Origin of the sequence: Komarekiella delphini-convector SJRDD-AB1, assembly GCF_014831675.1 — a bacterium.
Lineage (GTDB): Bacteria > Cyanobacteriota > Cyanobacteriia > Cyanobacteriales > Nostocaceae > Komarekiella.
This window is the reverse complement of the sequence record NZ_VJXY01000023.1, coordinates 76,169-97,843: the sequence shown is the minus strand read 5'-3', so window position 1 is coordinate 97,843 and position 21,675 is coordinate 76,169. Positions and strand designations below refer to the sequence as shown.

Sequence of the window (21,675 nt, the reverse complement as noted above, 5' to 3'; positions counted from 1 at the left end):
TAGCTGAACTGCTCATATACAAACCATACAGATTAATTATCTATTAAACTGCGGACTTTAAGATTTTGCACTAGGCAAACGCAGCTTGTGCATTTACCTTGCTGAATGACCTCAAGACTTAATAGCGTCGCGAGTATCCACCACTAGAGCGAGTACCTTTCTCCTCCCGTGGTCTAGCTTTATTGACTTTCATCACACGCCCCATCCATTCGGCGCCGTCCAAAGCCTCAATGGCAGCATCTTCTGCGGCTGCTGATTCCATTTCTACGAAACCAAAGCCCCGTGCGCGACCAGTTTCCCGATCAGTGGGTAATTGAACTCGCTTTACAGTACCGTAATCAGAAAATACCTTAGTGAGGTCGTCTTGCGTGACGGTGTAGGATAGGTTCCCTACGTAAATAGACATGAAACTCTCCAGAATCCATTGATGCAGAGATGTTTATCCGGAGAGCCGCTTGTAATTATTACTAAAAACAAGATCCGTATCGCCGTTAACTTCTCCAAAATTATCCTACCATAACTTTATATCTGGCCAAGTCCAAATCCGTCCATTTGTTCTGAGGTATGGTAGAATGCATCAGTTTTATCTATATTGACTATATTGACTATCTATTTTTTTTAGCTTGTTGTTCAATTCAAAAATCAGGTTTGTACAGCAAAGCCCTCTGGATCTATTCTCCAATTTACCCTGAGAATCGCCTCATGTGCTGACTTAGTATTAGAGGTAACACGCAAAATATGAATAAACACTGTACTGGGATACGTCTTGGATTGCGGGTTTGCCTTCTGCATGGGGACAATTTTGAATGTCGAATCGAAGGTGAAGCGGGCGATCGCATACAGATGTCTATAGAATAGACTATGTCCGTCATCTCAACAGTTACTATCCAGTTCAAAATAAAGATAATCGTATATTTATAGTGTCTGCGTATTACCTAAAACATTGGTGATTATATTAATTGTTATGAAAGTATATTTTCTTTCCTATCAGTTCTGGGAGAGGCTGAAATAATGGCTGTTACTTTGTTATTTTGCTTATAAATAATTTATTTAATCTACCAAAAATTGACAATTCAAATTTGTGTCTTGATTAGTCAATTTTATCCAAAAATATTTTATTGAAAGCAGCGTATGGACTATCACAAAAAATAATCTTAGACTCTTCAAAGTCAAATATACCATAGGCAACTTTTACCGCTTTCGCCGCCTTTTCTTGATCAATACGCTCAGTAGAAAGTGCAATATTACGCCACTTGTGCCGATAAACTGGAATTAGAGCCTCTTGCTCAAGCATTAGCTTGTCAATTAGCGACATACCGCCAACCTTCAAGCTGATATTTTTGCTGATTTTTCTTCATCCAATGACTTTGGGGAGTAAAAATAGCGTTATGCTCCTGATGAGAAAGCAATGCCGCTTCTGAAAACACACGTAAAGAGTTTGTGCTATCTTTGTCATATAATTATGTCTTTACTTAAGTAATACAATGCTTATACTTCATAACTAACCCTTGTATCAAAATTAAGTGAGGTATCTTTTGTTTTTACACTTGCTGCACAGGCAGTAAGATGACATTACCTTGACAAATCGCTTGCATAGTTTTGTTTCCCTGAGATGAGTACAAACCCTACTTCGCTTTTGCCCTCAAGTTTAGTTTAATTTTGTCGCAACATCTGTAAAAGTGGGGAATAGAGGAGCAGGGGAGGTAAGTGGACAACTTCTCTTGTCCCCCATCTCCTCATCTCCTCCTCCTCTTACCCCCTCCCTTCAGTCACAAAAGGGTATTCTCGTATTACACTTCAGGGGTATTTTGAAAACTGTAGTCGCCAATTCTGCGCTAGATAAGTTAAAGATTGAAGTAGCTGGATCACACTCAACGTTACCCTACCCTATCCTCTGGGAAGGACTACGCCCGAAGTTTAGGGAATTTTTACTCTGACAGGCAGTTTGTGTGAGTATTAAATCACAGCCCTAAGCGTGACGTTTTATCTTGACAATTCGCCGAAATTACCTCAATTTGACTGTTTAGCTTAGCAGCTATTCTTTTTTTTGAAATTTCCATGTCAACTCTCGTCATCGTCGAATCTCCAACCAAAGCTCGTACCATTCGCAACTACCTGCCAAAAGACTATCGGGTGGAAGCGTCTATGGGTCATGTGCGTGACCTACCCCAATCGGCTAGTGAAATTCCCGCTAACGTCAAAGGGGAAACATGGGCACAGCTAGGGGTGAATGTGGACGCCGACTTTGAACCGGTATATGTTGTCCCGAAAGACAAAAAGAAAGTTGTCACCCAGCTCAAAGAAGCCCTCAAAGATGTAGATGAACTAATCCTGGCAACAGACGAAGACCGGGAAGGTGAAAGCATTAGTTGGCATTTATACCAATTGCTTAAGCCGAAAGTTCCAACAAAGCGGATGGTATTTCACGAAATTACTCAAGATGCTATCAAAAAAGCTCTGAAAAACTGTCGTAATGTCGATGAACAGTTGGTTCGTGCCCAAGAAACACGGCGGATTTTAGATCGGCTTGTGGGTTATACTTTGTCTCCTCTGTTATGGAAAAAAATTGCCTGGGGGTTATCTGCTGGGCGAGTTCAATCCGTAGCTGTAAGACTTTTAGTCATCAAAGAACGCCAACGCCGTGCTTTCCATGAGGGTACATACTGGGATTTAAAAGCTAGTTTGGTGCAAGAAAAAGCTCCTTTTAGCTCTCAGTTGATCACACTGGGAGGAACCAAAATAGCTAATGGCAGTGATTTCGATGCTGCGACTGGACAAATTACCGCAGGTCGCAATGTTATATTGCTCAACGAAGACCAAGCAGTAGCCCTTAAGGAACGTCTGACTGGGAAAACCTGGAGCGTTACTGACATTGAAGAACGCCCAGTAACGCGAAAACCCGCACCACCGTTTACTACCTCGACACTGCAACAAGAATCTAACCGGAAACTGCGTTTATCAGCACGGGACACGATGCGGATTGCTCAGAACTTGTACGAGCAAGGGTACATTACCTACATGCGGACAGATTCAGTGCATTTGTCCGATCAGGCGATCACTGCTGCTCGTAGCTGTGTAGAAAAGCTTTACGGACAACAGTATCTCAGTCCCCAACCTCGGCAATACACCACGAAATCTAAAGGCGCACAAGAAGCACACGAAGCAATTCGTCCAGCAGGTAGTACCTTCCGTACCCCCCAAGAAACTGGTTTGGGCGGTCGGGAACTCGCTGTCTACGATTTGATTTGGAAGCGTACTGTCGCTTGCCAAATGGCTGATTCTCGCCAAACTCAAATTTCTGTGCAGTTGCAAGTTGAAGATGCCGGATTCCGTTCTTCTGGCAAGCGCATCGACTTTCCAGGATACTTACGCGCCTACGTCGAAGGTTCAGACGATCCCGAAGCAGCATTGGAAGACCAAGAGATTATCTTACCTAAACTCAAGGTAGGAGATCATCCAAATTGTACAGAATTAGAAGCAGTTGGGCACGAAACTCAACCGCCAGCTAGGTACACTGAAGCTACCTTGGTGAAAACCTTAGAAAGCGAAGGCATCGGTCGTCCCAGTACGTATGCCAGTATCATTGGCACTATCATCGACAAGGGTTATACGCAACTGGTGAGTAACGCGCTTATTCCCACCTTTACTGCCTTTGCTGTCACCGACTTGCTAGAAAAACATTTCCCGGATATCGTCGATCCCAGCTTTACCTCTAAGATGGAGCAAACCTTGGACGATATTGCTGAAGGTGAAGTTGCTTGGCTACCTTACTTGCGGGAATTCTATCTAGGAGACAAAGGTTTGGAAACCCTGGTTAGAGAACAGGAAAACCAGATTGATGCCACTAAAGCTAGGACTGTAGAACTAGAAAATTTAGATGCCAAAGTCCGCATTGGTAAATATGGGCCGTACATCGAAGTTGGCAATGGTGACACTGTGATCACCGCCTCCATTCCCAAAGATTTAACACCAGCTGATCTCGATCCTAAACAGGTAGAAGTACTGCTGCGGCAAAAAACTACCGGGCCTGACCAACTCGGTCGCCATCCAGAAACCGGCGAACCAATTTATGTGAAAATTGGTGCTTACGGCCCTTACGTCCAGTTAGGTGACAAGTCTGATGAAAATCCCAAACCTAAACAAGCTTCCCTACCCAAAGGTGTCACCCCGGAAACTGTGACTCTGGACATGGCTGTTGGTCTTTTAGCACTACCGCGAACATTGGGGGTTCATCCTGCTACTGGCGGCAAGATACAAGCAAGTTTGGGACGTTTTGGGCCTTATGTCGTTCATGATGAAGGTAAGGAGGGAAAAGATTACCGCTCCCTCAAAGCTGCTGACAATGTATTGACAATTTCTCTAGAACGTGCATTAGAATTATTGTCCGAACCGAAAAAAGGACGCAACTCCACCAACAGCAAGTCTAAGGCAGCGTTACGTGAATTGGGTACACACCCAGAAGATGGCGAACCAGTCAATATCTACGATGGCCCCTACGGCCCTTACATTAAGCATGGCAAAACCAATGTGAGTATTCCAGAAGGTCAATCAGTGGAAGGTATATTACTGTCTGAGGCGCTAAAATTGCTGGCAGATAAAGCATCAACAGCAAAATCAACTCGTAAAACGAGTAAATCAACAAGTTCTCGATCTAAATCAACTACTAAGACATCAACCACTGCGAAAAAAACTGTTGCGAAAAAAAATGATGCAGAAGGTTAATTAAAGTCAGGAGTCAGGAGGAACCAGTGCGGTGAGTCCAGTTCTGTAAAAGGGTCTGCCAACCAAGGAAACTGGCGATAGTATAGTAACGATAGTAAGGAAAGAACGTCGCCTGAAGGGTCTTCTCCCAACACGAAGGAGCGTCTCGTAGAGAAGACCGCGGTAGCGACGCAGGAGCGTCAGTAGCCCTAACACTTACGACTGGCTACCCAAATAAAGCAACAAGCATTCACCAGTCGAGAGTTAGAAAACAGAAATTTATGGTAGGCAAGTTTTTTTACCATTGACTAGTGACTTATGACGATTTATTACGAATTCAAAATACCTGTCCTTGGTAGGTGTAGTCCGGCAGCTTGCTAATGTGATACTCTAAGAATTAAGGTAGAAGACAACACCAAATTTTAGAAGTGGCTAATGTCCCAAACGCGGGAGAGTGTGTCAGCCCGATTGGAAGCCAGAGGTGCGAAAACATGCTAGTTGCTGCGTACCTGTTAATCAAAAATTGAGGTAGTATCTCAGGAGCGATCAGTTCAATGGATTATATAGAAAAGGTACTGGAAAAGCTTAAGGAATTAGCACGCAAGCTAATTGAGGCCTTACTAGGGCCGGAGGCTGAGCCGGAACCGGAACTGATTCCGATTCCTGTAAATGAGCGATCGCGCCGTCGATAAGAGCATAAGCGTGCTAAATTCGACATTGCAACCCTTAAGTATTTTAGTACTGCATGGGCCAAACCTGAATTTGTTAGGACAAAGAGAACCAGGTATTTATGGCTCTTTGACTCTGTCTGAAATTAATCGCCTGTTAGAAGAAGAAGCAATTAAGTCACAGGTGAAAGTTTTTTCAGTGCAATCAAATCATGAAGGGGTTTTAGTAGATACTATTCATGAAGCATTAGGACAATATCAGGGAATTTTAATTAATGCAGGAGCCTACACCCATACAAGTGTAGCTTTGCGGGATGCGATCGCAGCTGTTAACTTGCCCACAGTAGAAATACATCTAAGTAACATTTACCGCCGAGAAGAATTTCGCCATCATTCGTATATTGCTCCAGTAGCCATTGGGCAAATAAGTGGTTTTGGCGTTCAAAGTTATTTGTTAGGCTTACAAGCTTTAGTGCATATTTTAAGAAAGGATAAGGTGTAAAGAAGGCATTATTGAAGATTAGAGGTTTCCTGGGGATTAAGTCTTTAGTGTAGTGTGGCGGAAATAAATCACCTGTTCACGATTAATCAAACGCTTGCGATATCGCAATTATGAATTATGTAAAGCCTTCTGTTCTCTACCAGAGGCTTATCTACTAGAGGCTGCGTCAACGCCAACGACATAGATATACTTAGAGGGCAGTGGGACGTAGCCCCAGAGCAAATTACACGAAGTGAGGGTAGGGTAGGATAAAGTATTAAACGTTTTAACCTGCCATCCTTCAGGAATTTTATGCGCTACTCTGTTATGAGTCGATTTAGAGGCACTTTATTGGGAGCATTCCTGGGGGAAAGCTTAGTCTCTAATCGTGAAACAAAGTCTGAAAGTTGCTTGCATTTCGGCAAAATAGCAGTTGTGGGTACTGAAAGTTTAATAACGCTCGGCAGATTAGATGTAAATGACTGGATAGCGCGTCAACAAATAGAATCTCCTGATTTAGACACAAGTGATATCCTCTCAATAAAAGTAATTCTTGCCACACTACCAGTGGCACTTTTTTTTCACGACAATAAAATTAAACTACGACAAAATTTGCTGCGTGTGCTACAAATCTGGAAGGATGACCCAGTGCTCCGAGATGGAACATTAGCAGTAGGATATGCGATCGCTCAATCCCTGAATGAAAAACTTGACCCACAAACTCTTATTCCACAAACAATTTCTTTTCTTGGAGAAACGCCGACATCAGTACCACAACAATTATTAAAAGTTCATACTTTGTTAGAGCAAAAAGCTGGATTAGAAAGAGCACAAGCCGAGTTGAGTAGGGAAGAAAAGCTGAGTAACACGATTGCTATGGCATTTTACTGCTTTCTTAGTACATTGGAAGACTTTCGCCTTACAGTTTTGCGAGCTACCCACAATAGCGATTCCAAGATGCAAGATACTACACGTCTAAAACTACAGGCCACAGGTGCAATTACTGGAGCTTTATCTGGAGCATATAACAGTACAGCAGGTATTCCTGTAAATTGGCGAGTCTTGCTCTCACAAACAAATTTCACAGCATGGGGACTGACCAACTTTTCTCAAATGCTAGAATTAGCTGATGCGCTTTTGGCTGTGTGGTCAGGAATGTATAATTTCACTTTAAATCCCAGCGAGTTAAAAGAGGACGGATGTGCCACATTTTTGGAAGTTACTCCGTCCGTCTACGCAGCTCCTCGCGTTATCCGATCGCGTTAATGCTACTGTCACTAAACAACAGTGCGGTTGTGAAATGCTAAACACCACCAATGAAATCAGTAATTAGAGATTTTGGTAGTTTTATATACCACAATTACTTAGCAAACCCTCAACCTTAGTGTGCAGGTAGCTATTGTGGCAAATCGGCTTCAACCAGCTCCTACCACCGAAGTTGCGATAGCGGAAGCCGCAGATTGGACTTTTCTTCGGATTGTCTTATTTTGAGCTATCAAAGTCAGCAACTGCAGGTAGAAGTAATGAAAACGCAGCAATTTTTGCAGTTCTTGACCCAGAAATTAATTTACTGGCGACGACAATACAAAGCACTACGTCGCAAGGTAAAGTTGTTTGGAAAAAACACAAGTTCTGGCAGCCAAAGCGATAAAGAGGAACTTCACAAGACGATCTTCAGGAATGTACGCCTATATTTCTCAAAAACCAATGACAAAGGCGGACACCGAAAACGAGGAATAGCTTTAAGGTCAATGGCATCGGTCAAAACTAACAGAGGCACTCATACAATCTTTTTAAGTTGGGTGCATAAACAGCGTTCCTCTGTGATTTTGGCGATCGCAATAATAACTTTAACAGGCATAATTGGGCATAAATTCTACAACCAGCCCCAACTCAAAGTAGGAACTCCTGCACCACAGACGATTAGAGCACCCTACACAGCCAGTATCGAAGATAAGAAAAAAACAGAAGCTCAGCGCAAAGCCGTCAGTAGAAGTTCCATTTCAGTGTTAATGGTCGATGTGCGAATGAATGAACAAATCGACCAATATCTACAACAACTTTTGGATAATGGTGACGAAATTCGTGCTCTTGCTGGCTCATTTCCTTTTTTTGACACTTCAGTTTTGCCTATCTCTATCCAGCGTTACCTGCGCTCTTGTCCTGAACCAGAATGGCAAGCACTGCAAGTAGCTTTAGAAAATACTAAAAACAATCAAAAGAAAGCCGCAGGACAACAAACCTCTCTACCTGGTAAAACTTCTGCTGCTAAGCAAACTGGTGCTTGGTGGAACGCACCCACAGGATTGCCTCCAGAGGATGCAAAACCCATTGATTTTTCTAAAAACATCAACTTTACTCAAGCAGTAGCCGAACTAGCAGCTTATCGCGTCACAACTTCTGAAAAAAACTTGTCTTCACTGATTGCCCACATATCCCAAGCACGTCAAACATATACCCAAGCCACTGCTAAACTTTTACAGTTGGAGACACTTAACCCACAAGCAGTATACGAGGAAACTGTTCTTTTAGACTTGTCAGATGAAGAGTGGCTAAAAACACAAACAGGAATCCATCAGAGTGCCGAGCGGATTCTCACTCAGGGCATTCCATCAGGACTGCCAAAAAATATTTTACAAGATGCAGTAAACCTGCAAGTGCAGGCGTTTGTACCGAAAGAGGCTGAATCCCTAGCAAGCAGACTGTTGTTGGCCGTACTCCAGCCGAATCTAAAGAACGATGAACAACAAACCAGACAACAGGCTCAAAAGGCAGTTGATGGGGTAACACCTGTGATGGTGGAGGTGCAGTATGGTGAGGTAATTGTCAGCAAGGGAGAGCAGATTAATCCGTGGGACTTTGAGGTGCTGGAGCATTATCGCCTGATTCGTCGAGAAGTTAACTGGCCGGAGTTGACGAAGTTAGGAGGTGTTGTTGCGGTTGCAGTTGGCATTTTCGTCTGTGTAGAACGCCATATTAAGAACCAATTGCGACAACGCGATCGCCTGTTGGTATTGCTGCTTACCCTGAGTACGCCAGGACTAGTAACGATGGGTATACTATACACCTCTTGGAGCGCCATTGGTTTATTGTTAGGTAGCTTCTACGGCCCCACTTTAGGGGTGACAGTTGTAGGACTGCTGTTACTATTACTAGGAATTAGTTTAGATATCAGCAAGATTTCGCTGTTAGCTGGTGCTGCGGGTGGAATATTGGGGAGTTCCTTGGCGCAACGACTGCGATCGCGTGAAGAACTGGCTTTATTGGGTATTGCGATTGCTTTAACTCAAGGTGGCATTTACCTAATTATTAAGCTTTTAATCGGTCAAGCATTTGGCTCTACATGGTATATTGTACTTCGAGAAGCCGCGTTATTTGCTTTATCTGGCTTAGCTTGGAGTGTTGTAGCTTTGGGCTTGAGTCCTTATCTAGAAAAACTTTTTGATTTAGTCACTCCCATCCGTTTAGCAGAACTGGCAAACCCCAACCGCCCCTTGCTAAAACGACTTGCTACTGAAACTCCTGGGACTTTTCAGCATACCCTGTTTGTCTCTACCTTAGCCGAAGCCGCTGCTAAAAAACTCGGATGCAATGTCGAACTGGTAAGAGCTGGGACATTATATCATGATATCGGCAAAATGCACGACCCTCTTGCTTTTATTGAAAATCAAATGGGGGGGCCAAATAAACACGATACAGAGATTAATGACCCTTGGAAAAGTGCAGAAATTATTAAAAAGCACGTCAGTGAAGGGTTAGTAATGGCGCGTAAACACCTTTTACCCACAGCAATTCAAGCTTTTATACCAGAGCATCAAGGAACGATGCTGATTGCTTATTTCTATCATCAAGCCCAGCAAATGGCGCAGGAAGACCCCAGCCTAACAGTAGACGAAGCCGATTTTCGCTACGATGGCCCAATTCCCCAGTCACGGGAAACAGGAATTGTGATGTTAGCAGATTCTTGTGAAGCGGCGCTGCGATCGCTCAAGGACGCCTCGCCAGAACAAGCCTTAACAATGCTTAACAATATCCTGCGTGCCAGATGGCAAGATGATCAAATGGTAGATTCTGGGATAACACGTAAAGAAATGTCACAAATCGCCCAAATCTTCGTGGAAGTTTGGCAGCAATTCCATCATAAACGTATTGCTTATCCCAAGTTACAGGCTAGTAATACTGCGCGGAATTCGTAATTAATCATAAACCCCTAGTTGCAAGTATCCTAATAACTTAAGTGCAATCTAGCCAGATAATCGCTGCCAAGTTAGTTCTTTTGTCGCTTCATCCCAATGCCAGCGCAATAAATTGGCGGGTTGATTTGCGGTAATTCCTGGTAAAGCGATGGCGATCGCTTTTCTCGGTGCATCGGTAGCTAGTGCGATGGCTTCGCCGACGCCAAAGGCGTACGCATTTTCTAGATCACAAATCCCCCACTTCACCAAATTCTGCACTCCCATTAATAAAGGTAAAGTAGTCCCCGATAAAGTACCATCTGGCAATCGTGCCGTACCATTTTTTACTTCAATTTGCCGACTGTCCCAAGGATACACCCCATCAGGTAATCCCAGAGGTGCAAGGGCATCACTGACAAGAAAAAGCCCCTGAGAAAAATGAGAATAGCTAGCACGAAGTAGAATTTGCAGCATTGTCGGTGAAACGTGCTCACCATCAGCAATAAAACCACACATCACATTGGGATGGATAATTGCTGCCCCTAATAATCCTGGTTCACGGTGATGTAATGATGGCATAGCGTTGAAAGCGTGAGTTACCATCGTCGCACCTAGTTCAAATGCACGTTGCGCTTCGGCGGCTGTTGCCTGAGAATGTCCTAAACTAACGGTGATTCCTAAAGAACGCAAATATGGAATGACTTCATCAGTTGGATCTAACTCTGGCGCTAGGGTGATAACTTTTACAACATGAGCATAATCGCCTAAAACCCGCTTGACTTGATCAATTGTTAGGGGTAACAGGTATTCTGCTGGGTGTGCGCCGCGCTTTTGAAAATTCAAAAATGGGCCTTCTAGATGTACTCCCAAAATCTTTGCACCTGCTTGTTGATTGGGGAGAATATCAGCAATTACAGCAAGCGATCGCTGAATATTTTCTACCGAAGTTGTCACTAACGTTGGTAAAAATCCATCTAACCCAACATTCCACAAAAATTGAGAAATTTTCTGGAGCATATAAGCATTTTCTGGATGCAAATCGGGAAATGCCAATCCTAGTGCGCCATTAATCTGTAAATCGACGCCACCTAAAGAAATCCAATCACCAGCAACGTCCACCACTTGCAAAGCGTTTGCTGGAACACGTTTGAAAACTGTACCCATTGGCAAAATTTGCTCAATTATGCCTTCTTGACCAATTAAGAGCATCTGCAAATCTTTGTAACCAGGTACTCTAGCATTAATAATGTCTATGTTTGTCACGCCGAGATTTTGTGTTGTGGTCATCACATTAGCTAGAGAATAAGTAAATCTGACCCGATTTTAGATGCAATAATCGGCGATTAATCCAAAATCTAAAATTCTATGACTCCTCTTATCGGTATTATCATGGGCAGCGATTCCGATTTGCCCACTATGAAAGATGCGATCGCCATCTGTGAAGAGTTTGGTATTCAGAACGAAGTAGCGATCGTTTCTGCTCATCGTACCCCAGAACGCATGGTGCAATATGCCCAACAAGCCCACAAACGCGGTATTAAAGTGATTATCGCTGGCGCGGGTGGCGCTGCTCATCTCCCCGGAATGGTAGCATCTTTAACCCCACTTCCTGTAATTGGTGTTCCCATATCCACCCGTCACCTGCAAGGTGTTGATTCTTTGTACTCAATTGTACAAATGCCTGCGGGTATCCCAGTGGCAACAGTGGCAATAGGTAGTGCCAAAAATGCTGGTCTTTTAGCTGTACAAATTCTTGCTACCCAGCAGCCAGAATTACTAGAAAGAGTGCAACAGTATCGCCAAGCCCTGTCTGAATCAGTAATTGCAAAGCAAACAAAACTAGAACAACTGGGCTACGAGCAATATTTACAACAGATGCTATAAGTAAACGTAAGTTCGATAAACCTCTCTCTACGTTGAACTAAAGTTAAAGTATTTCCCTCTCGCCCACCGCAGAGGGACTATTTTGTGTAGTCACTCTCAAAAGTCTTTTTAATACGTCTAATTAGATAAGTACCAAACCAAGCGAAAGATTGAAAAGACTTGGGTAATAACAAACGAAACCCAACAATTATCTTTAATCCAAGCGTATTGAGTAATAACAAGGAGTAATTAAAATTTCAGTCCTTTTGAAAGCATAGATAAAAAGCTATGTTGTTTATAGAGTTTGTGCTTATTAAGAGGATTTTAAATATTTGTTTCAATAAAGAACCTTGTACTCATACTTACTATTCAATATTTATTTTGAGTCTACACATTAAATACCAATATTCATTTGATTTAAATTGAAAAGCCAGGAATCAATATAAGTAAAAAGCTATGATGTCTATAGATTTTTTACTATTCATTAATATTTTTCTAACTACTCATGGAAATAGATAAACTTTTACTTATACCTGCCATCTAATATTTATTTAACAATTAAGGTTTTCGAGTGGACTATTTTATCTTAAAAGCCTGTACACTAATTTAAACAAGCTTAGCAACAACTTAAACTCATACCCAAACTAAGTAGATCAATTCATCCAAGAATTGACCAGATTAGTCATACTCAGCTTTTCTATTACAAAAAGCTGAAATCGGCGAAATAGCTAGAGCTTTAAATCCTCATTAATAATGCAGCAGACATTAGTTTTCTTTTGTCTAAATTCTCATGTTTAAAAAATAAACTTCACCTTTAAGGAGACGTTATGACAGAATTTTTTAATCAATCTCGCCGTAAATTTATCTTCACAGCCGGAGCATCTATGGGTGCTGTATTTCTTAAAGGTTGTTTAGGAAATCCCCCTGAAAACTTGACTGGTGGTAGCACACAAGCACAGTCAGCAGTTGTGCCTGTTGCTCAACTTAGCCCTGAACAAACGCCAGAAACTACTACAGTCAAGTTGGGATATATTCCCATTGTGGAAGCGGCTCCTCTAATTATTGCCAAAGAAAAAGGCTTTTTTGCTAAGTATGGCATGACCAAAGTTGACCTTTCTAAACAGGCTTCTTGGGGTTCAGCACGAGACAATGTAGAAATTGGTTCTGCTGGTGGTGGTATTGATGGCGGTCAATGGCAGATGCCGATGCCACATTTAATTACAGAAGGTTTAATTACCAAAGGCAATCAAAAAATTCCCATGTATGTTTTATGTCAATTAATTACACATGGAAATGGAATTGCGATCGCCAGCAAGCACCAAGGTAAGGGTATTAGTTTACAACTTGCTAGTGCTAAGTCCTTATTCACACAACTCAAATCATCAACACCCTTTACCGCCGCCTTCACCTTCCCCCAAGTCAACCAGGATCTTTGGATTCGCTACTGGTTAGCTGCTGGTGGCATAGATCCAGATGCAGATGTCAAACTGCTCACAGTACCGGCGGCTCAAACTGTTGCCAACATGAAAACCGGAACAATGGATGCTTTCAGCACTGGCGACCCCTGGCCTTATCGGCTGGTTCAAGAAAAAATTGGTTACGTCGCAGCATTAACCGCAGAGATTTGGAAGAATCACCCCGAAGAATACTTTGCGATGAAAGCCGATTGGGTTGACAAAAATCCCAAAGCGACGAAAGCGCTACTCAAAGGCATTATGGAGGCGCAGCAGTGGTTAGATAACTTTGACAACCGCAAAGAAGCAGCTCAAATTCTAGCTGGACGAAATTATTTTAATCTTTCTTCACCTGAAATTTTGGCAGATCCATTTCAAGGCAAATATGACATGGGTGATGGTCGCAAAATTGATGATAAATCAATGGCAGCTTTTTACTGGAAAGATGAAAAAGGTAATGTTTCTTATCCCTACAAGAGCCATGATTTATGGTTCATAGTTGAAAACGTTCGTTGGGGATTTTTACCGAAAGATTATCTTGCCAATAATGCAACTAAGGCTAAAGAACTGATCAATAAAGTCAACCGCGAAGATATTTGGAAAGAAGCTGCCAAAGAAGCAGGATTTGCCGCTGCTGATATTCCTACAAATACATCCCGTGGTATAGAAGAGTTTTTTGATGGCACGAAGTTTGACCCAGAAAAGCCAGAAGAATATTTGAAGAGTCTGAAAATCAAGAAAGTCAGTGTTTAGTCAATAGACGCGATCAATCGCGTCTGTACAAGAGTCAAGAGTTAGCGGTCAGTGGGAAAAACAAATGACTAATAACAATAAAATTTGAGGAGAACGCAAGAATATGACACTCGCCCAAAAACGCCCTGCAAGCCCTAAGTTTAATAACGGCTTTACATCCCGTCTACAAAAGCAATTTCCTGACCTGATACCGCCAGCGATCGCGATCATCATATTTCTAATTATCTGGCAGCTATTCGCTTTAACTCCTGGAGCAACATTGCCTGGCCCAATACAGGTTGTTCAAGATACTTGGGTACTCATTTTCTGGCCGTTTTATGACAGAGGTGGCATAGATAAGGGTCTATTTTGGCAGATTCTCGCTAGTTTAAAACGGGTTGCGATCAGTTATACCCTAGCTGCGATCGTTGGTATTGGCTTGGGCATTTTAATCGGTGTCAATAAAACAATGTCCAAGGCTTTAGACCCAATTTTTCAGTTACTACGGACTGTACCACCTCTAGCTTGGGTACCGATTTCTTTAGCCGCTTTACGACAAAATGAACCAGCTGCTTTGTTCGTGATTTTCATTACAGCAATTTGGCCCATCTTAATTAACACTGCTGTCGGCGTTACCCAAATCCCCCAAGATTACAACAACGTTGCTAAAGTTCTGCAACTTAGCCGCAAAGAATACTTCACGAATATTCTGATTCCAGCAGCTTTACCCTACATTTTTACCGGATTGAGAATTGCGATCGGTTTAGCTTGGTTGGCAATTATCGCCGCAGAAATCGTCATGTCCGGTATTGTCGGAATTGGCTTTTTTATCTGGGATGCCTATCAAAACAACAACGTTAGTGAAGTGATTTTGGCTCTAATTTACATCGGCGTTGTTGGTCTAGTGCTAGATAAACTCATGGGTTGGCTGCAAAACAAGATTTTGCCAGCAGAACAAAAGTAGGGACTGGGTACTGGGTATTGGGTAATGGGAAAAACTATTACTCTACACCCAATCTCCAATTCCTAGTTCCCAATTCCTAATCCCTAATCCTTAATCTCTAATCCCTAATCCTTAATCCCCAATCCCCTAAGCTGCCATGTCTATATTTGTTGCTGTTGACCAGATTGAAAAAGTTTTTGAATTAACCGGTGGTGGTAAATATATCGCCCTCAAAGGAATTGACCTCCAAATCAAAAAAGGAGAATTCGTTTCTCTAATTGGTCACTCTGGTTGTGGCAAATCCACTCTATTAAATATGATTGCGGGTTTGGATTTGCCAAGTGAAGGTCTTGTCACATTGGAAGGACAAAAAATTACCAAACCAGGGCCAGATAGAATGGTGGTCTTCCAAAATTATTCGCTATTACCTTGGCGGACAGTGAGAGAAAATATTGCTCTGGCTGTGGACTCAGTAATGAAAGGTTTACCCGCAGGCGATCGCAAAGCCATTGTTGAAAAACATATAAATATGGTAGGGTTGCAGCCCCATGCTGACAAACAGCCGGGAATGTTGTCTGGGGGACAAAAACAGCGAGTTGCGATCGCCCGCGCCCTAGCAATTCGCCCCAAATTACTATTGCTAGATGAACCCTTTGGTGCTTTAGATGCACTCACACGCGGTAATTTGCAAGAACAACTCATGCAAATCTGCGAAGAAAATCAAGTCACCGCTGTGATGGTGACTCATGATGTCGATGAAGCGGTGCTATTATCTGACAGAATTGTCATGCTGACCAATGGCCCCGAATCTAAAATTGGCGACATTCTCGAAGTAGATATTCCCAGACCCCGCAAGCGGATGGAAGTAGTAGAACATCCCAGCTACTACAGCTTGCGGAGTGAGATGATTTACTTCCTCAATCAACAGAAACGTATCAAGAAAATTCGGGCGAGAAAAACCGCAGACATCACTCGTCATGGTTTAGAAAAAGTTAACTTGGAAATTGGTTTTTTACCCCTTACCGCCTGCGCCCCCTTAGCAGTTGCCAAAGAAAAAGGTTTCTTCACCAAGCATGGTTTAGATGAAGTTAACCTTGTGCGGGAAAGTAGCTGGCGCGGTATCGTTGATGGCATGACTGGCGGATATTTGGATGCTGCTCAAATGCCTTCGGGGATGCCGATGTGGTTAAGTTTGGGAGGATATAACAACCAACCTCTACCCGTTGTCACCGCCCTTACCATGACCCGCAACGGTAACGCCATCACCTTGGCAAAACGCTTTTACGATCAAGGTGTACATAGCTTATCAGACTTCAAAAGATACCTACTTCACACCCGCGAACAACGGCACACAATGGGAGTAGTGCATCCCGCATCCATGCACAATTTGCTGCTGCGTTACTGGCTTGCAGCTGGTGGGATTGACCCCGATAGCGACGTTGACATGAAGACCATTCCCCCAGCCCAGATGGTAGCCGACTTGCAAGCCGGCAGCATTGATGGTTACTGCGTTGGCGAACCTTGGAACTACCGCGCCGCCGTCGAAGGCGTTGGCTTTACCATTGCTACCGACTTAGAAGTCTGGCTGGGACACCCCGGTAAAGTTCTCGGTGTGCGAGAAGATTGGGCAGAAGCTTATCCAAATACCCACATTGCCTTAACCAAAGCATTGCTTGAAGCTTGCCAGTATTGTGCAAATTCCGAGAATGCTCAAGAGATTCGGCAAATCTTAGCAAGTCGAGAGTATGTCAGCACTGATTTAGAGTATATCCAACTCGAAGATCCCAATAATGCCAGCTGTAGCTTAGACCATCCGTTGCGTGACTATGCCCACCACCAGTTTTATTCTGAGTCCGCCATTAACCGTCCCAGCCGCACCGAACAAATTTGGATCATGAGTCAGTTAGCCCGTTGGGGTGACACACCTTTCCCCAGAAATTGGGTAGAAATCGTCGAACGAGTGTGTCGAGTGCGTGTCTTCAGCACTGCTGCACGGGAATTAGGTTTAGATATTAGCTACATTCGCCAACCCATCAAGCTGTTTGATGGTACTCCCTTTAACGCCGATGACCCAATTTCCTATCTCAACAGTTTGCAGATTAAACGTGATTTTTCAATAGCAGAAGTTATTCTTGATGCACCAAGAAAAAAAGTCGCGTCATAAAAGAATGCGGAAAGAGAGAAGAAGTTAGAGAAGCAAAATATCACGCGCGAGCCTCTGAACTCGATTAATGAACCTCTGAACTCGATTAATGAACCTCTGAACTCGATTAATGAACCTCTGAACTCGATTAATGAACCTCTGAACTCGATTAATGAACCTCTGAACTCGATTAATGAACCTTTGAACTCCGTTGCTTTAGAAAAGGGAAACTTAAAGCTTCCTTTTTAAGGGAGTTGGGGGATTTCTTCTGCCTAAGTCCTATCCCAATACAGTTCGGTTAAGATCCCCCCGCCTGCGGCGACACCCTTTTTAAGGGGGTAAAAGAGGATTATAAGCCCCCCTTTTTAAGGGGGGTTAGGGGGATCTTCAAAATATTAAAACGTTAACCGAACCGTATTGAGTTCTATCCTGGCTTTAGACATGAGATTATTCTGGCTCCTGAATTCTGTCTTCTGACTCCTATTTATGAGTCTTTGAACTTTAACATTAAGCTTTTTAATTTCCAAAACGCCATGCAGAACAATAATTTGAGAACAAGCAACATCGCTACAGAAGAAATGGGAAGACGATTTGCCACTGCAACCAGCAGCCGCCAACCTTTCCTAGAGATTAAGGACGTTACCAAAGTCTATCCGACAAAGAAAGGCCCTTTCACCGTACTTGACGGTGTTAATCTCAATGTAGAAAAGGGCGAGTTTATCTGTGTCATCGGTCACTCTGGTTGTGGCAAATCGACGCTGCTAAATATGGTATCTGGCTTTAACTTTCCCACATCTGGACAAGTATTACTAGAAGGAGAACCCATTACTAAACCAGGGCCAGACAGGATGGTAGTTTTCCAAAACTACGCTCTGCTACCTTGGCGGACTGCTTTTGAAAATATTTATCTCGCCGTCAATGCCGTTTATCCCAAAAAGCCGGAAGCTGAGAAAAGGGCGATCGTCCGGGATCATTTGGCAATGGTGGGACTAGGTGACGCTATGGAAAAGAAACCAATGCAAATGTCTGGTGGGATGAGACAACGGGTTTCTATCGCGCGTGCTTTGGCGATTCGTCCCAAAGTCTTAATTTTAGACGAACCTTTTGGGGCGCTGGATGCGATTACCAAAGAAGAGTTACAGGAAGAGTTGCTGAAAATTTGGGGCGATAATCGCTGTACAGTGTTGATGATTACCCACGACATCGATGAAGCGCTATTTTTAGCAGACAAATTGGTGATGATGACCAATGGCCCCCACGCCAAGATTGGTGAAGTTATGGAAATTCCTTTTTCGCGTCCACGCGATCGCGCTCGCATTATGGAAGATCCACAATATTATCAACTGCGTAACTATGCCTTAGATTTCCTCTTTAACCGCTTTGCCCATGATGATGTTGGGTAGCTACTTTTGTAAAATTCTCAACTTGTTAATGGTATTGGCTTGCTCGGATCAAAGAAAGTATTTCATGAACGAGTAAGCTTTTTTTACTTACAAAAAGTTTTTGGAAAACCTTTGCACTATCTTCCATCGATTTTGCTGTGTCTGATATGGAAGCGCGATCGCCTGACTCATCCCGTTACTGCTCAAGGATATTAAAAGCTGTAACCATTATCCTGCATAGCTTAGAACTTTACTTGGGGCCATTTTGGTCTTACTCTTTATTCGCCAGCTGTATTCTCAAAGAAGTTGGGTATCTTTGGATGCAAGTTCTATGCATTAATAATAATTAGCTGCAATAATGTTGGTTCTGGGGGAGGAAGGTTATGAAGCGTCGCAAGTTTGTCTATTTAGTGGGACTAGCAACTGTTAGTGGTGGATTAGCGATCGCTTGTAATGCTAATCAAACTCCTACAAATACTGCCGAATCGCCATCATCACAGATTACACCCGCTGGTACGACTGCTAGTAGTGAAATAGAAAAAGAGCTAGTAGTTTACTCAGGACGCAACGAAAAACTTGTCGGGGAGCTAATCAAGCAGTTCGAGCAACAAACTGGCGCTAAGATACAAGTCCGCTATGGCGATACCGCTGAGTTAGCATCAGCAATTTTGGAAGAGGGAGCAAACAGTCCCGCAGATGTCTTCTTTGCCCAAGACGCAGGCGCACTCGGAGCTATTCAAAAAGCAGGTAAAGCAGTACAGTTACCAACATCTCTTCTCAATCAGGTAGATACTACTTACCGTTCACCAAATGGAAACTGGGTAGGTATTACTGGCAGAGTGCGTACAGTAGATTACAACACTAAATTAGTAAAGCCAGAGGAATTGCCATCATCTATCTTTGGCTTCACTGATCCAAAATGGAAAGGTAGAATTGGCTGGGCCCCTACAAACGGTTCGTTTCAATCCTTTGTCACAGCCTTACGAGTTGCAGAAGGAGAAGACAAAGCTAAACAGTGGTTAGAAGGTATTAAAGCTAACAACGCCAAGGTTTATTCTAATAACACATCAATAGTAGAAGCTCTCTCCCGTGGTGAAATTGCTGTAGGATTTGTTAATCACTACTATCTAGAACAATTCAAACAAAAAAATCCGCAAGTTCCAGTGGCACATCATTTTACAGATGATCTTGGTTCGCTGGTCAATGTAGCAGGCGTAGCAATTTTAACCAGTGCTAAACATCCTAATATTGCTCAAAAATTTGTGGAATTCATGCTAAATGAAAATGCCCAAACCTACTTTGCTAGTAAAACTTATGAATATCCTCTAACTTCAAAAGTTGCCCCTCAAGGTCAATTAAAATCTCTCCAACAAATTCAAAAACAAGGTCAAAAAATTGACTTGAGTAACCTTAGCGATTTAGACGCAACACTCAAACTTTTGCAGCAGTCACAAATTATTTGATAAGAGTTATCTACTAAGGCAGGGAAAAAATAAATTTTTTGAGAAAGCAGTTGAAATCGGTTCGCCCTCCATTATTTCTCACCTTATCAGCAGCAGTAGTGGCAGTTGCCATTGCTCTGCCATTACTATACTTAGTCATCCGCACAATGGGTATTGGTGGGGAAGAGTTTTGGGAATTGATTTCTCGTCCCCGCAATATCATGATTTTTTTCAACAGTGCGGCAATGGCAGCAACAGTAACGTTATTTTCCGCACTAATTGCCGTACCATTAGCATTTTTAACCGTGCGGACAGACTTACCCGGAAGACGCTTTTGGTTAGTGGCGACAACATTACCCTTAGCAGTTCCCAGCTATGTAGGCAGTTTTGCTCTAATTGCGACTTTAGCGCCACGGGGTAGCTTTTTGCAGTTGTTGCTTCAACCCTTGGGAGTAGAAGAACTACCTTCAATTTATGGTTTTCCTGGGGCAGTTTTGGCAATTACTTTGTTTACCTATCCTTATATGCTACTGAGTGTACGCTCTGGCTTACAAGGTATAGATCCATCCTTAGAAGAAGCTGCTCGTAGTTTGGGTTATGGCAGTAGAGAAACCTTTTTTCGGGTAGTTTTGCCACAGTTGAAACCATCGATGATTGCAGGTGGCTTATTGGTAGCTTTGTACGCTTTGCGCGACTTTGGTACACCCTCACTGATGCGGTTTGATGCTTTTACAAGGGCAATTTTTTTGCAATACAAAGCTAGTTTTAACCGTAACTCAGCCGCAGCTTTGTCTTTAATGTTGGTGACACTGGTGCTGCTAATTTTATGGCTAGAGTATCGAATGCGATCGCGTGCTGCTTATTATAGTCGTGGTTCAGCTTCCCTGCGTCCGCCAAAAATTGTCAAGCTGGGAATTTGGAAATGGCCGGCTCTTGGCTTTTGTCTAAGCATTACTAGCTTGGGTGTAGTGCTACCAGTAGGCATTACCTTATTTTGGCTGATTCGCGGACTCAACAGTGGCTATAACTTTCCTAACTTGCTACCCACTATTCTCAACACAGTTGGAGCGGCTGGACTAGCGGCTTTAGCTATCACCATTTTTGCTTTGCCAGTGGCAATTTTATCAGTACGTTTTCCAAGTCAAATCACCGCTATTATTGAACGCTGCTCTTACATCGGTTTTGGTGTACCAGGAATTGTTGTTGCCTTATCCCTAGTATTTTTTGGGGCAAACTATCTGCCAGCACTGTACCAAACTCTACCAATGCTGGTGTTTGCATATTTGGTTTTATTTTTACCGCAATCAGTAGGAACAGTACGTAGTTGCCTTTTACAGGTAAATCCCCAACTAGAAGAATCAGCACGCAGCTTAGGTAGGACTGCTTGGCAAACTTTAAGAGAAATTACTTTACCTCTAGTACAACCTGGTGTGTTGAGTGGTGCAGTGCTGGTATTTTTAACAGCCATTAAAGAACTACCTGCCACAATGCTGTTAGCACCCATCGGCTTTGATACCTTAGCAGTGCAAATTTGGCAAGCCACAGAAAATGTTGATTTTGCTGATGCTGCGGCTGCTTCACTAGCTATGTTATTGGTTTCTATGGGTTCAACTTTATTGGTGCTATCCCAAGAAAACGTCAAAAAAGAGAAAGTAATAAGTAAAGTACAAGCACAAACAAAGTTTTAAGCC

The 21,675-nt window shown here is 42.9% G+C and carries 15 protein-coding genes; 12 read left to right on the top strand and 3 right to left on the bottom strand.

Translation table 11 applies throughout. From position 1 onward, the window contains the following. Positions 1 to 118: 118 nt before the first annotated feature. Positions 119 to 406, bottom strand: a complete 288-nt coding sequence (locus tag FNW02_RS20620) for an RNA recognition motif domain-containing protein (RefSeq protein ID WP_191759374.1) — start codon at positions 404 to 406, stop codon at positions 119 to 121. A gap of 684 nt (positions 407 to 1,090) precedes the next feature. Continuing rightward, entirely contained in the window at positions 1,091 to 1,315 is a 225-nt protein-coding gene (locus FNW02_RS20615) for a hypothetical protein (RefSeq protein WP_191759373.1), read from the bottom strand. 743 nt (positions 1,316 to 2,058) lie between these two features. On the opposite strand from FNW02_RS20615, the gene topA reads away from it, so the two are divergent. From topA to FNW02_RS20590, 5 genes are all read left to right on the top strand, one after another. Next, on the top strand, positions 2,059 to 4,722 hold the full coding sequence (gene topA / locus FNW02_RS20610; protein WP_191759372.1) for a type I DNA topoisomerase: 2,664 nt from the start codon (positions 2,059 to 2,061) through the stop codon (positions 4,720 to 4,722). Between the two features lie 533 nt (positions 4,723 to 5,255). After that, positions 5,256 to 5,393 (top strand): hypothetical protein, encoded by a 138-nt coding sequence (locus tag FNW02_RS20605; RefSeq protein ID WP_015140586.1) that lies wholly within the window; start codon positions 5,256 to 5,258, stop codon positions 5,391 to 5,393. Beyond that, complete coding sequence (aroQ, locus tag FNW02_RS20600) at positions 5,371 to 5,871, top strand: type II 3-dehydroquinate dehydratase (protein ID WP_191759371.1); 501 nt, start codon at positions 5,371 to 5,373, stop codon at positions 5,869 to 5,871. Before FNW02_RS20605 ends, aroQ begins: the two co-directional genes overlap by 23 nt. A gap of 291 nt (positions 5,872 to 6,162) precedes the next feature. Then, entirely contained in the window at positions 6,163 to 7,116 is a 954-nt protein-coding gene (locus FNW02_RS20595; protein ID WP_191759370.1) for an ADP-ribosylglycohydrolase family protein, read from the top strand. Between the two features lie 257 nt (positions 7,117 to 7,373). Beyond that, on the top strand, positions 7,374 to 10,046 hold the full coding sequence (locus FNW02_RS20590) for an HD family phosphohydrolase (RefSeq protein WP_191759369.1): 2,673 nt from the start codon (positions 7,374 to 7,376) through the stop codon (positions 10,044 to 10,046). 48 nt (positions 10,047 to 10,094) lie between these two features. On the opposite strand, the gene nagA is transcribed toward FNW02_RS20590, so the two are convergent. Continuing rightward, a complete protein-coding gene (gene nagA, locus FNW02_RS20585; protein WP_191759368.1) occupies positions 10,095 to 11,312 on the bottom strand; it encodes an N-acetylglucosamine-6-phosphate deacetylase in 1,218 nt (405 codons plus the stop codon). A gap of 78 nt (positions 11,313 to 11,390) precedes the next feature. Between nagA and purE the strand changes: the two genes are divergently transcribed. The 7 genes from purE (at position 11,391) to FNW02_RS20545 (ending at position 21,672) form a co-directional block, all read left to right on the top strand. Further along, a complete protein-coding gene (gene purE / locus FNW02_RS20580; protein WP_191759367.1) occupies positions 11,391 to 11,909 on the top strand; it encodes a 5-(carboxyamino)imidazole ribonucleotide mutase in 519 nt (172 codons plus the stop codon). 806 nt (positions 11,910 to 12,715) lie between these two features. Next, positions 12,716 to 14,095 (top strand): CmpA/NrtA family ABC transporter substrate-binding protein, encoded by a 1,380-nt coding sequence (locus FNW02_RS20575; protein ID WP_191759366.1) that lies wholly within the window; start codon positions 12,716 to 12,718, stop codon positions 14,093 to 14,095. Positions 14,096 to 14,198: 103 nt separating this feature from the next. Then, complete coding sequence (gene ntrB / locus FNW02_RS20570) at positions 14,199 to 15,038, top strand: nitrate ABC transporter permease (RefSeq protein ID WP_191759365.1); 840 nt, start codon at positions 14,199 to 14,201, stop codon at positions 15,036 to 15,038. Between the two features lie 136 nt (positions 15,039 to 15,174). Next, a complete protein-coding gene (locus tag FNW02_RS20565) occupies positions 15,175 to 17,181 on the top strand; it encodes an ABC transporter ATP-binding/substrate-binding protein (protein ID WP_191759364.1) in 2,007 nt (668 codons plus the stop codon). A gap of 512 nt (positions 17,182 to 17,693) precedes the next feature. Beyond that, positions 17,694 to 18,563, top strand: a complete 870-nt coding sequence (locus tag FNW02_RS20560) for a nitrate ABC transporter ATP-binding protein (protein WP_191759363.1) — start codon at positions 17,694 to 17,696, stop codon at positions 18,561 to 18,563. Between the two features lie 362 nt (positions 18,564 to 18,925). Next, positions 18,926 to 20,005, top strand: coding sequence for an iron ABC transporter substrate-binding protein (locus FNW02_RS20550; RefSeq protein WP_191759361.1), 1,080 nt, complete (start codon positions 18,926 to 18,928; stop codon positions 20,003 to 20,005). A 50-nt stretch (positions 20,006 to 20,055) separates the two neighbouring features. Continuing rightward, on the top strand, positions 20,056 to 21,672 hold the full coding sequence (locus FNW02_RS20545; RefSeq protein ID WP_191759360.1) for an ABC transporter permease: 1,617 nt from the start codon (positions 20,056 to 20,058) through the stop codon (positions 21,670 to 21,672). The last annotated feature ends 3 nt before the right edge of the window (positions 21,673 to 21,675 follow it).

Excerpts from the sequence above, each read along its gene's own strand:
- FNW02_RS20620 (WP_191759374.1), bottom strand. The coding sequence starts at position 406 with ATGTCTATTTACGTAGGGAACCTATCCTACACCGTCACGCAAGACGAC.
- FNW02_RS20615 (WP_191759373.1), bottom strand. The coding sequence starts at position 1,315 with ATGTCGCTAATTGACAAGCTAATGCTTGAGCAAGAGGCTCTAATTCCA.
- topA (WP_191759372.1), top strand. The coding sequence starts at position 2,059 with ATGTCAACTCTCGTCATCGTCGAATCTCCAACCAAAGCTCGTACCATT.
- FNW02_RS20605 (WP_015140586.1), top strand. The coding sequence starts at position 5,256 with ATGGATTATATAGAAAAGGTACTGGAAAAGCTTAAGGAATTAGCACGC.
- aroQ (WP_191759371.1), top strand. The coding sequence starts at position 5,371 with ATGAGCGATCGCGCCGTCGATAAGAGCATAAGCGTGCTAAATTCGACA.
- FNW02_RS20595 (WP_191759370.1), top strand. The coding sequence starts at position 6,163 with ATGCGCTACTCTGTTATGAGTCGATTTAGAGGCACTTTATTGGGAGCA.
- FNW02_RS20590 (WP_191759369.1), top strand. The coding sequence starts at position 7,374 with ATGAAAACGCAGCAATTTTTGCAGTTCTTGACCCAGAAATTAATTTAC.
- nagA (WP_191759368.1), bottom strand. The coding sequence starts at position 11,312 with ATGACCACAACACAAAATCTCGGCGTGACAAACATAGACATTATTAAT.
- purE (WP_191759367.1), top strand. The coding sequence starts at position 11,391 with ATGACTCCTCTTATCGGTATTATCATGGGCAGCGATTCCGATTTGCCC.
- FNW02_RS20575 (WP_191759366.1), top strand. The coding sequence starts at position 12,716 with ATGACAGAATTTTTTAATCAATCTCGCCGTAAATTTATCTTCACAGCC.
- ntrB (WP_191759365.1), top strand. The coding sequence starts at position 14,199 with ATGACACTCGCCCAAAAACGCCCTGCAAGCCCTAAGTTTAATAACGGC.
- FNW02_RS20565 (WP_191759364.1), top strand. The coding sequence starts at position 15,175 with ATGTCTATATTTGTTGCTGTTGACCAGATTGAAAAAGTTTTTGAATTA.
- FNW02_RS20560 (WP_191759363.1), top strand. The coding sequence starts at position 17,694 with ATGCAGAACAATAATTTGAGAACAAGCAACATCGCTACAGAAGAAATG.
- FNW02_RS20550 (WP_191759361.1), top strand. The coding sequence starts at position 18,926 with ATGAAGCGTCGCAAGTTTGTCTATTTAGTGGGACTAGCAACTGTTAGT.